This is a genomic window from Allobosea sp. GW821-FHT12C12 (assembly GCF_058807355.1).
Map to the genome: position 1 here is coordinate 307,220 of NZ_JBXAQP010000005.1, position 14,377 is coordinate 321,596.

Genomic DNA, 14,377 nt, shown 5'->3' on the forward strand with positions numbered 1-14,377 from the left:
CTGCTCGTCGTCATTGCGGGGAGCGTCGGCGACGAAGCTATCAAGCGGGCGTGGAACACGCGGCTCTGGATTGCTTCGCTCCGCTCGCAATGACGGAAAGGTCTACTCGGTCGTGGGTTCCGGGTTCTTCGCTGGCGCGAAGCCCCGAATGACGGAAGCTGGTTGCTCGCCGAGACGGGAAGGTCCTTGCTCGCGCCACCTTTGCCGCCAAGACTCACGCCATCATGATTCATTCCGACACAGACATCTCCGTCCTCTCCGCTTGGCTCGCCTGCGAGAGCCCGACCACGCATGCGCCCGGCGTCAACGTGATGATGGACCTCGTCGCGGCCGATGTCGCCGGGCTGCCGATCTCGCTCGAGCGCCTGCCGGGCCGCGACGGCCTCGGCGACAGCCTGATCCTGCGCGCGGGGCCGCACAGCGGCCAGCCGGCGCTCGCTGTGATGTCGCATCTCGACACCGTCCACCCGCTCGGAACGGCCGCGACCGATCTGCCGGTGCGCGTCGAGGACGACCGGCTCTATGGGCCCGGCGTCTACGACATGAAGGGCGGCGCCTGGCTCGCCTTGCAGGCCTTCAAGGAGGTCGCGGCCGCCGGCACGGCCAGGCGGCCGCTGCTCTTCCTGTTCACGCCGGACGAGGAGATCGGCTCGCCGACGACGCGCGGCGTGATCGAGGAGATCAGCCGCGGCTGCGCCGCCGTGCTGGTGACCGAGCCGGCGCGCGAGGGCGGCAGGATCGTCACGTCGCGGAAAGGAGTCGGCCGTTTCGATGTCAGGCTGGAGGGCCGGCCGGCCCATTCCGGCTCTCGCCATGCCGACGGCCGCAGCGCCATCCGCGAGGCCGCGCGCCAGATCCTCGATGTCGAGGCGATGACGGATTATGCGCGCGGCATCACCACCGCGGTCGCGCTGGTCGGCGGCGGCACGGCGGCCAACGTCATTCCGCAGCACGCCTGGTTCAGCGTCGACATGCGCGTCGCGACGGTAGCGGACGGCGTCGAGATGGAGCGCCGCATCCTCGCGCTCGCAGCGCATGACCGCGACGTCGCGGTTCGGGTTTCCGGGGGCATGAACCGGCCGCCCTACGAGAAATCGCCCGCCGTGGCCGAACTGTTCGAGCACGCGCGGACGCTCGCCGCCGGCATCGGCTTCGATCTGCGGGACTGCGCCATGACGGGCGGCGGCTCCGACGGCAATTTCACCGCCGCGCTCGGCGTGCCGACTCTGGACGGGCTCGGCATCGACGGCGAGGGCGCCCATACCTTGCAGGAATACGCGCTGATCTCCTCGATCGCGCCGCGCCGGGCCCTGATGAAGGGGTTGCTGGAGACGCTGTGAGCGAACCCCTCCGGCCTCTCTTCCGGTCGTCGTGAAAATCCGCTCTGATCCGCCTCAAGGCCGCGCGACGGCGCGCCGGGAAGGATGCGAGGCATGAAGGCTTTGATCGCGGCAGCCATGGGCGCCGCCTGCATGGTGACGGCTGGCATGACGATGACGGGAAGCGCGGGCGCGCAGGAACTGATCGTCGAGAAGAAGATCTTCGAGCTGCCGAGCTTCACCACGCAAGGCGGGCGCACGCTGAAGAACGTCAGGGTCGGCTGGGAAAGCTACGGCACGCTCAACGCCGACAAGTCGAACGCGATCCTGATCTGCCATTTCTTCTCGGGCAATTCGCATGCGGCCGGCAAATACGCGGCGGCTGACGCGGCGCCAGGCTACTGGGACGCGATCATCGGGCCGGGCAAGGCGATCGACACCAACAAGTATTTCGTTCTGTCCTCCGATACGCTGGTCAACCTCAACACCGGCGACCCGAAGACGACGACCACCGGCCCGGCCTCGACCGATCCCGACACGGGCAAGCCCTACGCCCTCGATTTCCCTGTCGTGACCATCGGCGATTTCGTCAACGTCCAGAAGGCATTGGTCGAAAGTCTCGGCATCACCAGGCTGGCTCTGGTCGCCGGCCCCTCGATGGGCGCGCTCCAGACCTATGAATGGGCGGCGAGCCATCCCGGCATGGTGGCGAAGGCGATGCCGGTGATCGGCACGGCCGAGGCCGAAGCTCAGCTCATAGCCTGGCTCGACGTCTGGGCCGCCCCGATCCTGGTCGATCCGAACTGGAACAAGGGCGACTACTACGGCAGGACGCCGCCCAATGCCGGCCTCGCCAAGGCGCTCGCCGTGGTGACGCTGCAGGCCAATCATGGCGACTGGACCAACGGCGCCTTCGGCCGCAGGGCGGCCAAGGAGGGGGAGGCTCCGGCCAAGGCTTTGGACAACAAGTTCCAGGTCCAGAGCATTCTCGACAATGCCGGCGAGGCCCGCGCGAAAGTCTCGGACGCCAATCATTTCCTCTATCTGGTGAAGGCCAACCAGCTCTTCGCCGCCGGCGGCGTCTCGCTCGCGGACGCGGCGACGAAGATCAAGGCGCCGCTGCTGCTGATCACCCAGCCCAAGGATCTCGTCTTCACCGCCGACGGCGTCGAGCGCACGGCCGAGACGCTGAAGAAGGGCGGCGTCGACGTCACCCACGTCCTGCTGCAGGGCACGCGCGGCCATCTCGACGGCGTCATCTCGATGAAGCAGGCCGAAGGCGCGATCCGGGCCTTTCTGGAGAAGTGACGGGCGATTTCCGTCCATTCACAGCGCCGTCATCCCGGATCTGCGCGGCTGCGCCGCTTGTCCGGGATGAGCGGTGTTTCTGGGCGAAATACCGAAACCTGGTCAGGCCTGCGCTTCAGCCCCTTCCTTCCGCCGAAACCCCGTCGCCAGCACATAGAGTTCCGAGGAATCCGGCCGGCTCGCGGCCGGCTTGACGTTGCGGACCGTGGTGAAGTCGCGCTTGAGCCGGGCCAGAAGCTCGGCGCTCTCGCCGCCCTGGAACAGCTTTGCGAGGAAGAAGCCGCCCGGCGCGAGGATGCCGTTGGCGAACTCCAGCGCCGCTTCCGCCAGCGCGATGATCTTGAGATGGTCGGTCTTCTTGTGGCCGGTGGTGTTGGCCGCCATGTCGGACATCACGCCGTCAACCCGGCCGCCGAGGCGCTCGGTCAACAGGGCAGGGGCCTCGTCGGCCATGAAGTCCATCTGGATCAGATCGACGCCGGGGATCGGATCGACATGCAGCAGGTCGATGCCGACGATGCGGCCCTTGCCCTGCTCCAGCCCGATCTTCTTCGCCGCGATCTGGCACCAGCCGCCAGGCGCGCAGCCGAGGTCGATCAGCTTCTGGCCCGGCTTCAGGAATTTGTAGCGCTCGTCCATCTCCTCGATCTTGAAGGCGGCGCGCGAGCGATGGCCGAGCTCGCGCGCCCGCTTCACATAGGGGTCGTTGAGCTGGCGCTCGAGCCAGAGCTGCGAGGAATGCTTCAGCTTGCCGGCCTTCTTGACCTTGACGCGCAGGTCGCGCGCTCCGGCGACGCCGGATTTGCCGCCCGCCAAAACCTTGCCTCCAGACTTGCCGGTGCTCATACGTGTTTCCGCCGCTGCCAGGCGCGGTCCTCATGCATCATGCGAAGGAGAATGCCCTCGCGCAGGCCGCGATCGGCGATGCGCACCCGCTCGCTCGGAAAGGTCCGCCGGATCGCCTCGAAGATGGCGCAGCCGGCGAGAACGAGATCGGCGCGCTCGCGGCCGATGCAGGCGTTCGCCGCCCGCTCGGCATAGTCCATCGCGACGAGCCGCTCGATGACGCCGAGGATGTCGTCTTGCCGCATCCACAACCCGTCGACGGCGCGGCGGTCGTAGCGCGGCAGTCCGAGATGGATGCCGGCGACGGTGGTGACCGTGCCGGAGGTGCCGAGCAGATGGAAGTTCCTGGCGTCGCGCGCCCTGGCGGCCTTGATCGCGAAGGGCGCGAGCGCGGCCGTGCAGTCTTCCACCATGCGCTCGAACAGCGCGCGCCCGACATCGATGCCGCCATAGCGCTCGGCGACGGTGACGACGCCGATCGGCAGCGAGGCCCATTCGCGGATGCGGGCGGCGGGGTCGCGCGCTTCGGTGCGGCCGCCCATCCAGATGATCTCGGTCGAGCCGCCGCCGATGTCGAAGATGATCACGCCCTCGGCGGCGGGATCGGCGAGCGCCGCGCAGCCCGAGACCGCGAGCGAGGCCTCGGTGCGCTGGTCGACGATCTCGAGGGTGAGCTCGGCCTCCTCGGTGACGCGGCGCACGAAATCGAGTCCGTTGGTCGCGGCCCGGCAGGCCTCCGTGGTGATCAGCCGGGCCCGGCTTACGCCGCGATTGGCCATCTTGGAGCGGCAGATCTTCAGCGCCTCGACGGCGCGGTCCATGGCGGCGTCCGCGAGCCGGCCGCTGGCGGCCAGCCCCTCGCCGAGGCGCACGATCCGCGAAAACGCGTCGACGACGCGAAAGCCGTGCTGCGCCGGCCGGGCGATCAGGAGCCGGCAGTTGTTGGTGCCGAGATCGAGCGCGGCATAGGTGACGGGATGCGGGCGCGGGGCGTGGAAGAGCAAGCCGACGCCAAGCGCGTCGACGCCGTTGACCCGCGCCGACGCCGCGACCGCGACGTCCTGCTCCTGCCGGTCTTCGACCGCCACGTTTCCATCCCTTGACCGGCCGAAAGCGCCAGGGCTTGAACGCCAAGGCTTCGCGGCGGGAGCCAGGCGAGAGGCCAGGCTGCTTGCTTCGGGGCCGAGCGTAGCGCCAGCGATGCGCCGGTGCCAAGCGGAACCTTCGCTCGCGCACGGCCGTCTTGCCCGAGGCCGCGGCTTCCGGCACATCTGCCGGCAGGGCCGCAGCTCAAGCCGGCCGACCACGTCGGGAAACGCCATGGCCGCCGCACGCCACATCCTCGCCATCGACCAGGGCACGACTTCCTCGCGCGCCATCGTTTTCGATGCGAACCTCCATGTCGTCGCCAGCGCGCAGCAGGAGTTCGCCCAGCACTTCCCGGCCTCTGGCTGGGTCGAGCACGAGGCGGAGGACCTCTGGGACACGGTGCTGGCGACCTGCCGCGCGGCGCTCGCCAAGGCGCGGCTCGAGGCCGGCGACATAGCCGCGATCGGCATCACCAACCAGCGCGAGACGACTCTGGTCTGGGATCGCAAGACCGGCCGCGCCATCCACCGCGCCATCGTTTGGCAGGACCGGCGCACCGCGCGGACCTGCCAGGAGCTCGCGGCGGCCGGCCATGAGGCGCTGGTCGCCGGGCGCACGGGCCTCAGGCTCGATCCCTATTTCTCCGCCACCAAGATCGGCTGGATGCTCGACAACGTGCCGGGCGCGCGCCGCCGGGCCGAGGCCGGCGAACTCGCCTTCGGGACGGTCGATTCCTTCCTGCTCTGGCGGCTGACGGGCGGCAGGACGCATGCGACCGACGCCACCAACGCGGCGCGCACCCTGCTGTTCGACATCCGCCGCGGCGTCTGGGACGAGGAGCTGCTGACGCTGTTTCGGGTGCCGGCCGCGCTGCTGCCGGAGGTGCGCGATTGCGCCGCCGATTTCGGGCGGAGCCTGCCCGAGCATTTCGGCGCCGCCATCTCCGTGCGCGGCATCGCCGGCGACCAGCAGGCTGCGACGATCGGGCAGGCCTGCTTTTCGCCCGGCATGGTCAAGTCGACCTATGGCACCGGCTGCTTCGCGCTGCTCATCACCGGCGCCGAGCCGGTCGCCTCGAAACACCGCCTGCTCTCGACCATCGCCTATCAGTTCGGGGGAGAAAGGACCTATGCGCTGGAAGGCTCGATCTTCATCGCCGGCGCGGCCGTGCAATGGCTGCGCGACGGCCTCGGCATCATCGAGAGCGCGGCCGAGACCGGCCCGCTGGCCGAGGCCGCCGATCCGGCGCAGGACGTCTATCTGGTGCCGGCCTTCGTCGGCCTCGGCGCGCCGCATTGGGACGCGGCCGCGCGCGGCGCGATCTTCGGCCTGACGCGGGGCTCGGGGCCGCGCGAATTCGCCCGCGCCGCGCTGGAGAGCGTCTGCTACCAGACGCATGACCTGATCGAGGCGATGCGGGCCGACTGGCCGGGCGCGGGTCAGGGCGAGGCCGTGCTGCGCGTCGATGGCGGCATGGTCGCATCCGACTGGACGATGCAGCGCCTCGCCGACATCCTCGATCTGCCGGTCGACCGCCCGACCGTGCCGGAGACGACCGCGCTGGGCGCGGCCTATCTCGCCGGCCTGGACGCCGGCCTCCTGCCCGAGCCGGAACGCTTCGCCGATCTCTGGCGGCTGGAGCGCCGCTTCATGCCGGGCATGGCCGCCGGCGAACGCGACCGCAAGGTCGCGGGCTGGCGCGACAGCGTCAGGCGCACGCTGAGCGGGGCGTGAACGACGGACATTGCCGCCATGCCGGGCTTCATTCTGCGCTTGCCATACGCGCCGGCATTGATTAGACCCCCGGCTCACCAATGCGAGCGCATCTCGCGCCATTGGGGGATCGTCTAACGGTAGGACCCCAGACTCTGACTCTGGTTGTCTAGGTTCGAATCCTAGTCCCCCAGCCACTCACGTGGCTTTGGTATCTAAATCCCTGAAATTGCTGAATCTGGGTATCTGGCTGGGAGTCTATTTCGCCCAGTCTGACACGTAGGTGTGACACATCTGTCTGGCACAGGGGCTGGCACGTGTCGGTTGCATCCCACTTCGAACGTCGCGGCGCCTTCTATTATTGGCGACGCCGTCTCCCGCACGCGATCGCTCAGCGGCTGGGACTGCGGTTCTCGTCATCAGCTTAAGGACCCGCGAACCTATCTGTGCGCGATATATGGGAGCGCAACTCGATGCGATCCTTGAACGAATGACGTTGACCGGTTCCGACCACTGGGTCTCGCGCGATCAGCTCCAGGCCTTCTTCCGCCAGTCGTTCCGGATTCACCAGGAGCTGATCCGGCGCGCCCATGCCGGCTATCGCGAGGCGCATCACGGCCAGTATGACGAACATGGCTTGAACGGTCAGGCCGAGGGCTGGGCCTATCGCCTGATCGAGAAGTAGGGCTTGATCGCCGCCTTGCGTCCTGAGGATCGGGTCGCCATGCATGACGCGGGTCTCTCCGAGGCCACAATCGAATCGATCGGCGAACTCCTGAAGTGGTACACCTCGCCGAGCCAAGCCGAGCATATGCGCTTCTCGGTGGGGCGCGTCCTCGCCGAAATCGGGGCAATCCCGACCGACGACAATATCGGCCGCGCCCTTGGGAGCCCACGCATGGTGCACGAGTTGCGTGACAACGGCCTGTCGATCGGCCGCCGGCGTATTGCCCGTCTGATGCGCGAGAACGGGATGAAGGCTCGGCAGAAGCGGCGGTTCAGGCGCGCGACCGACAGCCTCCACGCCTTCCCGGTCGCGCCGAACCTGCTCGACCAGGACTTCACGGCGGGCGGGCCGAACCAGAAGTGGGGCGCCGACATCTCCTGCGTCTGGACGCGAGAGGGCTGGCTGTGTCGGGCAAGGGAAACTGCTTTGATAACGCCATGGTCGAGACATTCTTCAAGACGCCGAAGACCGAACTCGTCTGGCGCACCGTCTTCCACGGCCGGGCCGAGGCGACCACCGCGATCGCGCGATACATCGACGGCTTCTGCAATCCCGTCCGGCGCCATTCGGCGCTCGACTTCATCAGCCCGCTTCAGTTCGAAGGCCAAGCCGCGTAAAACGAAAAACGCTCTCCACAAAGGAGAGGCAACTCCATCTTTGACCCATTCGTTGAGCGACTGGCCAGGGGATGAATTGCAATACGAGCCGTATCAGCACGACGGCGAGGAATTCGGATATGTCCTCTCCGGCCAATATGAGGTGACTGTCGGCAACGAGGTGCACCAGCTGCAGGCCGGTGACTCGATCTATTTCGACAGCCACCACCCTCACAGAATGAAGGTTCTCGGTAATCTGCCCGCCGTCGTCATGTGGGTGATCACCCCGCCATCCTTCTAGAGGCAAACGCGGCGCTCACAAGGGCAAGACCTTCAGCCAAAACTGGAGTTAGAGCGGTCGCCAGGCGGTTCGGTGCGATAACAGGGGCTTGTGATGTCTTACTGTCGCCGAATGCTCGCGCGGCCGGGGTGCCGTACTATGTGAGGGTAGGAGCGGTTTGGCAGCGAGAGCGGCGGTGACGCGGGTCGGAGCGACATCGCCGTAAAGCGTCGTGCGGGGTCGGGCGCGCCGGCCGCTCTCGGCGATCAGCGCCAGGAACTTGGACGGCGCCATTTCCTGCCCGTGGAGGGCGCCGGCCGAGCGCGTGATCGTCTCCTCCATCAGCGTGCCGCCGAGATCGTTGACGCCGGCGCGCAGGCAGTCGCGCATGCCGGCCGCTCCCATCTTCACCCAGGAGACCTGGATATTGCCGATGAGCGGGTTGAGCGTGATCCGGCTGACGGCATGCATCAGCACCGCTTCGCGATAGGTCGGCCCTTTGCGCGAGGCGGCGCGCAGGAAGATCGGCGTCTCCATCGGCACGAAGGGCAGCGGGACGAACTCGGTGAAGCCGCCGGCGCGGGCCTGCAGCCGCCTGATCCGCAGGAGATGGCGGGCCCAGTGCTCGTACCGCTCGACATGACCGAACATGATTGTCGCCGTGCTGCGCAAGCCGACCTCATGGGCGGTCTCGACCACGGACAGCCATTCATCGGTCCTGATCTTGTCCGGGCAGATCACCGCGCGGACCTCGTCGTCGAGGATCTCGGCCGCGGTGCCGGGCAGGGAAGACAATCCCGCCTCCTTGAGCGCCAACAGGAATTCCCGGACCGAGAGCTTGAGCGTCGCAGCACCCTGCTTGATCTCCAGCGGCGAAAAGGCATGGATATGGATGTCGGGCGCGACGGCCCTGATTGTACGGCAGATGTCGAGATAGGTCCGGCCCGTATAGTCGGGATGAATGCCGCCCTGTAGGCACACTTCGGTGCCGCCGCGCTCCCACGCCTCTGCCGCCCTGCGGCCGATCTCGGACAGTTCGAGATCATAGGGCCGCCCGCGCAGGTTCTCGCTCATCTTGCCCTTCGAGAACGCGCAGAACTTGCATTTGAAGTAGCAGATGTTGGTGTAGTTGATGTTGCGCGTCACGACATAGGAGACGGCGTCTCCGCAGGCCTCGGCTCGGATCTCGTCCGCTGCCCGGCAAACAGCGTCGAAGGCGGTTCCGCGTGCCGCGAACAGGCTGACGATCTCCGCCTCGGTCAATTCCTCGCCGCTCGCGCTCTTCCCGAGGACAGCCGCCAGCTCCCGCGAGGCGGGGCGCTGGATGGCAGGGGCTGCGAGCCGCGGCGGGGCGATATCGGCGCCCGCCACCCAGGAATCGGCGCGGGCGAAACCCTCGGAATCGGTATGGATCAGCGCGGCCTTCAGCATCGGCTGCGCAAGCCAGTTGCTGCCATGCAGAAGATGCGAGGGATAGATCGCGAGCCGCTCGACCAACAGCTTGCCGGCGGCCTCGGTCTGCACGGCAAGGCGCTCGACCTCGGGCCACGGCGCCTCGGGATTGACGTGGTCGGGCGTCACCGGGGAAATGCCGCCCCAGTCGTTGGCGCCCGCGCCGATGATGGCGGCGAGCGCCTCGGGCCTGAGATTCGGCGGCGACTGGATATTCATCGCCGGGCCGAAGATCAATCGCGCCACCGCGACGGTCCAGAGCTGCTCGTCGAGCGACGGCTCCGGCGCCTGCGCCATGCGGGTGCCGGGCTTGGCGCGGAAGTTCTGGACGATGATTTCCTGGACGTGACCATGGCGTTCGTGCAGCGCGCGCACCGCCAGCAGCGCCTCGATCCGCTCGGCGCGCGTCTCGCCGATGCCGATCAGCAGGCCGGTGGTGAACGGCACCTGCGCCTGCCCGGCCGCCTCTATCATGGCCAGCCGGCGAGCCGGAATCTTGTCGGGCGAGCCGAAATGCGGCCCGCCGCGCTGCGACAACCGGTCGGAGATCGTCTCCAGCATGATGCCCTGCGAGACGCTGACGGCCTTGAACCGCTCGATCTCGGCCCGATCCATCAGTCCGGCGTTGATGTGCGGCAGCAGCCCGGTCTCCTCGCGCACGAGACCGGCCATCGCGAGGAGGTAGGACAGCGTCGTCTCGTATCCGAGGGCGGCGAGCTCCTCGCGCGCGGCGCGGTAGCGCCGCTCCGGCTTGTCGCCGAGCGTGAACAGCGCCTCCTTGCAGCCGGCCCTCGCGCCTGCGTGCGCGACTGCGAGGACCTCCTCCGGCGTCATGAACGAGCGCTGCCCGTGCCGGGGAGGGTGGGCGAAGGTGCAGTAGTGGCAGACGTCGCGACAGAGCTGAGTCAGCGGAATGAAGACCTTGCGCGAATAGCTGACGAGATCGCCATGGCCGTCGTTGCGAACGCGGGCGGCGGCGGCGAGGAGCGCAGCGAGCGGCACCGTCTCCAGCCGGCGCGCCGCGGCGTCGTCGTTCGAGCCTTGGAATGCTTCGTGCACTTCGCCGGAGCGGCGAGGCCGGCCTCGATCCATCACCACCGTTCGGCGCCCTGGGGAGGGGCTGCGAGCGCCGGTCCGGCACCTTGTGGGAAGGCGCGCGCCGGCAGCGTCGGGGAGTGGGTGTCGGTCTGCCCCTGCGCGTTGAGGAACGCCCAGGCCCGCGTCGGCGAGGGGTTCTCCAGGAACAGCGCGAGATCTTCGGGATGGTCGATGTCCAGGCCGATGCCGGGCTGCGGGCAGATAACCGGCTCGAGCCCCAGAGCCCGGGCTGTCGCGAGATGCGGCCAATAGCTGTCGTTCCCGTAGGTCAACGGCATGAGCGTCGGCGGCGAGCAGATGATCGCGTTGGAACCGCATTCGTCGTGGGCGGGCGAGATGCTGAAACCGCCGCTTCCGGCATGGGCGGCGATCAGCGCGGAAATTTCCGCCGGGGTGACCCGCGGGATGTCGCCCGGCACGACCAGCATGCCGCCGCGACCCTCCTGCTGCAGCCTGCGCGCCGCGGCGGCAACGACGGCGGTGTGGCCGGAGCGCGCATTCTCGGTCGAGATCGCGCAGCCGTATCTCCGCGCGAGGAGCGTCGCCCGGGGGTCGTCAGTCATGACGAGGATGCCGGCCAGCTCGGGCGTCGCGGCCAGGGCGGCGAGGACATCCTCCGCCATCGCTGCGGCGAGGCCGCGCCGGAGGGTGGGCGACACGGCAGAGGACAGCCGCTGCTTGGCCTGCGTCAGGTCTTTGATGGGCAATACGGCCCAGATGTCGCGCGTCAAAGTCATGGTCCCGCTCCAGCGAGAGGCGAGCGCAAAGGGATTGGCACAGGCCGGCTCTCGCCGTCGGAAGGTATTCGCCGCGCGAAGGCGCGCAACCATAGACTTTTCGGGTGAATTTGCCCAAGTCCAGCTTTCGCCGCCGGCCACCACAGAGGTGGAAGCCGAGATCATCTGCGGCAGCCATAGAAGCGAAACTAGGGCAAGCTCCAAGACAAACTCTTTCGTTGACCACCTTTCGAGCGCCGATAACCTGACCTGAATTGATCTCATTCAACGAGACGACGAGGGGTGTTCGGCGACATGATAGACAGGCGCAACTTGCTTCGCTTCATGGCTGCGGGCCCGGTCATCGGGTTGGCCGCTTCGCCGCTGCGGGCCCAAGCTCCCGCAACTATCAAGCGCGGCGGTACGCTGACGGTCGCGATCTTCGCCGATCCGATCACCTTCGATCCGCACCTGACCGGCAACGTCCAAGGCCGCACCGCCTCGCAGGCCATTCACGACACGCTTTTCACCGTCGATGACAAGGGCCGCCTCGCGCCACACTTGGCCGAGTCCTGGGAATTCTCGGACGGCGGCAAGGTTCTCACCGTCAAGCTGCGCTCCGGCATCAAGTTCCATGACGGCACGACTTTCGACGCAGCTGCGGTCAAATACAATATCGACCGCATCCGCGATCCCAAGACGGGCTCGATCCGCGAGGGTGAGCTCAGGGCCATGGACCAGCTCGAGGTCGTCGACACGACAACTCTCCGTTTCGTCCTGAAATACCCCTTCGCCGCCTTCGCCTTTCCGCTGACCGATGTCGCGGGAGCAATCGGCTCGCCGACCGCGATAGAGAAATGGGGCAAGGACTACGGGCTGCATCCCGTCGGCACTGGCCCATTCAAGCTGGCCGAGTACCAGAAGGACACGCGTACCGTCCTCGAGAAGAACCCGGATTACTGGCAGTCCGGCCGCCCCTATCTTGACCGGGTCATCTTGCGACCGATCCCGACTGACAGCACGCGCCTCGCCGAGCTGCGTTCGGGCGGCGTGCAGATGGCGGAATCGCTGCCCTTGCAGGACATCGCGCGCTTGCGGCAGACCCAGAATCTGGTCGTCTCAGAGCAGCCCGGCTTCCGCTGGGAGTATTTCGGCTTCAACCTGCGCGAGGAGCATCCCGGCCGGTCCAAGGCGTTCCGCCAGGCCTTCCAATGGGGCATCGACCGCGAGGCCCTGCACAAGATCGCCTATTTCGGCACGGGCTCGATTGGCTTCGACGGCATCCTGCCCGGCTCGCCGTTCTTCGATGCCAACTATAAGCCGTTCAAGCGGGACGTTGAGAGGGCGAAGCGGCTGATCGGCGAATCCGGCATCTCGACCCCGATCGTGATCAAGGGACCGCTGCAGCCCGACCCGGTGAAGCAGCGCGCCGCCCAGATCTTCCAGGCCAATGCCGCCGAGATCGGCGTCAAGGTCGAGATCGAGCAGGTCGATTCAGCCGGCTACCGAACCTTGCTGCAATCCGGCCAAATGCCGATGGACCTTCAGGGCTGGTGGGGCTACCGGCCCGATCCCGACCAGTATTTGGCGATCCTGCTGCATTCGGGCGGCTCCTACGCCAAGTTCCACGGCTACGCCAATCCCGAGATGGACAAGCTCATCAGCGCGCAGCGTGAGGCGCAGTCGGAAGCCGAGCGCAAGGCGATCTTCCGCAAGATCTCCGAGCTGATGAACGAGGACGCGGTCTACGTGCCCTGGCACTACAGCTCCGACTTCAAGGGCCTGCACCCGAGCGTGAAGGGCTTCGCCCACACCGCCAGCGGCATCACGGCGTTCGAGACGATCCATCTCGGCTGACCACCTCGCAAAGACGTCCATCAAGCCAGGGAAAAACCATGCCTGTCGTTCGCGTTTTCTTTCATGAAGGCCGCTCCCCCGAGAAGAAGCGGGAAATCGCCGAGGCGATCACCGAAGCGCTGGTGCGTATTGGCGGCTCGAAGCGACATGCGGTCAACGTGATCTTCGACAATGTGGCGCGCGAGGACTTCATCATCGGCGGTGCGCCCGAATATTCGAATCCGCCTGCGGAACAGAAGGAATAACCGGTGGACGTCTCGGGTAAACCCATGTCCCCGTCGCTCGGCCTGCTGCTGTTCTCCGACTATGACGTTGCCGAACTCGTCAGCCTGGCGCAGCTGAGCGAGGAACTCGGCTACCAGTACTTCTGGTATACCGATGTGCGCTTCGCGCGCGAGTGCTATATCGCGCTCGCCGCCGTGGTGCTCGGCACCAAGACGATCAGGATCGGCACCGGCGTCACCGATCCCTATTCGCGCCATCCGGCGATCACTGCCGCCGCCATCGCGACACTCGACGAGCTCAGCGGCGGCCGGGCGGTTCTTGGCATCGGCATCGGCGGCGCCGGCTTCAAGGAGCTCGGCATTGAGAAGACCCTGCCGATCGCCGCGATGCGCGAGGCCGTCGAGATGATCAACGGCCTGATCGCCGGCGAGAAGATCACAGCGCAGGGCAAGGTCTTCGCGGTCGATGGCGGGAAGCTCTCCTTCCAGCCCGTGAGAAGCAAGATCCCGGTCTATTTCGCGACCCATGGCGAACAGATGACGCGTCTGGCCGGTCAGATCGCTGATGGCGTGCTGATCGCCAACGTGCTGCAGCCGAGCGCCTTCGATTTCTACACGGGCAAGCTCGACGAGGGCATCGCCAAGGCCGGACGCCACGCCGCCACCGTCGATGTCGGGCTGCGCGTCGAGGCATGCATCAACGACGATGACGATGCCGCCTTCACGGTGATGCGCAAGCGCGTGGCGAGCCGCATCCTGTCCCAGTATCCGCGTTGGGAGTATCTCGCCGAGCTGAACGTGACCCTGCCGGACGAGTTCGCGGCATTGGCTCAGGAGCGCAGCTCCGAAGCCGCGGCGAAGGCCGCCGCGCTTCTGCCGCGCGAGGCGGTCGAGGCCATGGTGCTGGTCGGCAGCCCCGACCGCGTCGCCGAGCAGCTGGCGCGTGCCCTGACGCCGCGCGTCACCCAGATTACGCTGAGGCCGCATGCGGCGCCGGGACAGAAGATCGGAGACGTCATCGAGGCGTTCGCCAACGAGGTCGTCCCGCGTGCGCTATCCCTCATCTTCGAGGAGGCTGGCGAGGCGAAGTGATCATGTGCCATGGAGTCGTGATGCGGGCTCGCCCTGCCCGGCTCCGTGACAGGGAGGCCG

11 protein-coding genes, 1 tRNA gene and 2 pseudogenes are annotated in these 14,377 nt (G+C 67.2%); 10 read left to right on the forward strand and 4 right to left on the reverse strand.

The window, feature by feature from the left end:
- Positions 1-224 precede the first annotated feature (224 nt).
- Together AC1RRW_RS10025 and AC1RRW_RS10030 are read left to right on the forward strand one after the other, a co-directional pair.
- Positions 225-1,340 (forward strand): M20 family metallopeptidase, encoded by a 1,116-nt coding sequence (locus tag AC1RRW_RS10025; protein WP_492900585.1) that lies wholly within the window; start codon positions 225-227, stop codon positions 1,338-1,340.
- Between the two features lie 93 nt (positions 1,341-1,433).
- A complete protein-coding gene (locus AC1RRW_RS10030; protein ID WP_492900586.1) occupies positions 1,434-2,627 on the forward strand; it encodes an E22 family MetX-like putative esterase in 1,194 nt (397 codons plus the stop codon).
- 102 nt (positions 2,628-2,729) lie between these two features.
- On the opposite strand, the gene AC1RRW_RS10035 is transcribed toward AC1RRW_RS10030, so the two are convergent.
- Both AC1RRW_RS10035 and AC1RRW_RS10040 read right to left on the reverse strand, forming a co-directional pair.
- Complete coding sequence (locus AC1RRW_RS10035) at positions 2,730-3,473, reverse strand: RlmE family RNA methyltransferase (protein WP_492900588.1); 744 nt, start codon at positions 3,471-3,473, stop codon at positions 2,730-2,732.
- The gene (locus AC1RRW_RS10040; RefSeq protein WP_492900635.1) at positions 3,470-4,477 is read right to left on the reverse strand and encodes a Ppx/GppA phosphatase family protein; all 1,008 of its coding nucleotides are present in this window, start codon (positions 4,475-4,477) and stop codon (positions 3,470-3,472) included. The genes AC1RRW_RS10035 and AC1RRW_RS10040 overlap by 4 nt, the downstream gene beginning before the upstream one ends.
- A gap of 316 nt (positions 4,478-4,793) precedes the next feature.
- On the opposite strand from AC1RRW_RS10040, the gene glpK reads away from it, so the two are divergent.
- The 5 genes and pseudogenes from glpK to AC1RRW_RS10065 form a co-directional block, all read left to right on the forward strand.
- Positions 4,794-6,296: a glycerol kinase GlpK gene (gene glpK, locus AC1RRW_RS10045; RefSeq protein WP_492900589.1), complete on the forward strand. Its 1,503-nt coding sequence runs from the start codon at positions 4,794-4,796 to the stop codon at positions 6,294-6,296.
- A 102-nt stretch (positions 6,297-6,398) separates the two neighbouring features.
- Positions 6,399-6,472 (forward strand) — tRNA-Gln (locus AC1RRW_RS10050).
- Between the two features lie 299 nt (positions 6,473-6,771).
- Positions 6,772-6,960 carry a hypothetical protein gene (locus tag AC1RRW_RS10055; protein WP_492900590.1) on the forward strand — a complete coding sequence of 63 codons (189 nt, stop codon included), beginning with the start codon at positions 6,772-6,774 and terminating at the stop codon, positions 6,958-6,960.
- 201 nt (positions 6,961-7,161) lie between these two features.
- Positions 7,162-7,619 (forward strand): annotated as a pseudogene (locus tag AC1RRW_RS10060) (IS3 family transposase); the annotation flags it as partial.
- Between the two features lie 73 nt (positions 7,620-7,692).
- Positions 7,693-7,899: pseudogene (locus AC1RRW_RS10065) on the forward strand (cupin domain-containing protein); the annotation flags it as partial.
- Between the two features lie 48 nt (positions 7,900-7,947).
- On the opposite strand, the gene cofH reads toward AC1RRW_RS10065, so the two are convergent.
- Entirely contained in the window at positions 7,948-10,422 is a 2,475-nt protein-coding gene (gene cofH, locus AC1RRW_RS10070) for a 5-amino-6-(D-ribitylamino)uracil--L-tyrosine 4-hydroxyphenyl transferase CofH (protein WP_492900636.1), read from the reverse strand.
- On the reverse strand, positions 10,422-11,165 hold the full coding sequence (cofC, locus tag AC1RRW_RS10075) for a 2-phospho-L-lactate guanylyltransferase (RefSeq protein WP_492900592.1): 744 nt from the start codon (positions 11,163-11,165) through the stop codon (positions 10,422-10,424). Before cofC ends, cofH begins: the two co-directional genes overlap by 1 nt.
- A 324-nt stretch (positions 11,166-11,489) precedes the next feature.
- Here cofC and AC1RRW_RS10080 point away from each other — a divergent pair, with 324 nt between their 5' ends.
- The 3 genes from AC1RRW_RS10080 to AC1RRW_RS10090 are packed head-to-tail and all read left to right on the forward strand — an operon-like array spanning position 11,490 to position 14,317.
- Complete coding sequence (locus AC1RRW_RS10080) at positions 11,490-13,001, forward strand: ABC transporter substrate-binding protein (RefSeq protein WP_492900593.1); 1,512 nt, start codon at positions 11,490-11,492, stop codon at positions 12,999-13,001.
- Positions 13,002-13,039: 38 nt separating this feature from the next.
- Positions 13,040-13,246 (forward strand): tautomerase family protein, encoded by a 207-nt coding sequence (locus AC1RRW_RS10085; RefSeq protein ID WP_492900594.1) that lies wholly within the window; start codon positions 13,040-13,042, stop codon positions 13,244-13,246.
- A 24-nt stretch (positions 13,247-13,270) separates the two neighbouring features.
- Positions 13,271-14,317: an LLM class flavin-dependent oxidoreductase gene (locus AC1RRW_RS10090; RefSeq protein WP_492900595.1), complete on the forward strand. Its 1,047-nt coding sequence runs from the start codon at positions 13,271-13,273 to the stop codon at positions 14,315-14,317.
- Positions 14,318-14,377: the final 60 nt, after the last annotated feature.

Bases quoted from the DNA above. Each gene is read 5' to 3' on its own strand.
- AC1RRW_RS10025 (WP_492900585.1), top strand. From the start codon at position 225: ATGATTCATTCCGACACAGACATCTCCGTCCTCTCCGCTTGGCTCGCC.
- AC1RRW_RS10035 (WP_492900588.1), bottom strand. From the start codon at position 3,473: ATGAGCACCGGCAAGTCTGGAGGCAAGGTTTTGGCGGGCGGCAAATCC.
- cofC (WP_492900592.1), bottom strand. From the start codon at position 11,165: ATGACTTTGACGCGCGACATCTGGGCCGTATTGCCCATCAAAGACCTG.
- AC1RRW_RS10080 (WP_492900593.1), top strand. From the start codon at position 11,490: ATGGCTGCGGGCCCGGTCATCGGGTTGGCCGCTTCGCCGCTGCGGGCC.
- cofH (WP_492900636.1), bottom strand. From the start codon at position 10,422: ATGGATCGAGGCCGGCCTCGCCGCTCCGGCGAAGTGCACGAAGCATTC.
- AC1RRW_RS10085 (WP_492900594.1), top strand. From the start codon at position 13,040: ATGCCTGTCGTTCGCGTTTTCTTTCATGAAGGCCGCTCCCCCGAGAAG.
- AC1RRW_RS10090 (WP_492900595.1), top strand. From the start codon at position 13,271: ATGTCCCCGTCGCTCGGCCTGCTGCTGTTCTCCGACTATGACGTTGCC.
- AC1RRW_RS10030 (WP_492900586.1), top strand. From the start codon at position 1,434: ATGAAGGCTTTGATCGCGGCAGCCATGGGCGCCGCCTGCATGGTGACG.
- glpK (WP_492900589.1), top strand. From the start codon at position 4,794: ATGGCCGCCGCACGCCACATCCTCGCCATCGACCAGGGCACGACTTCC.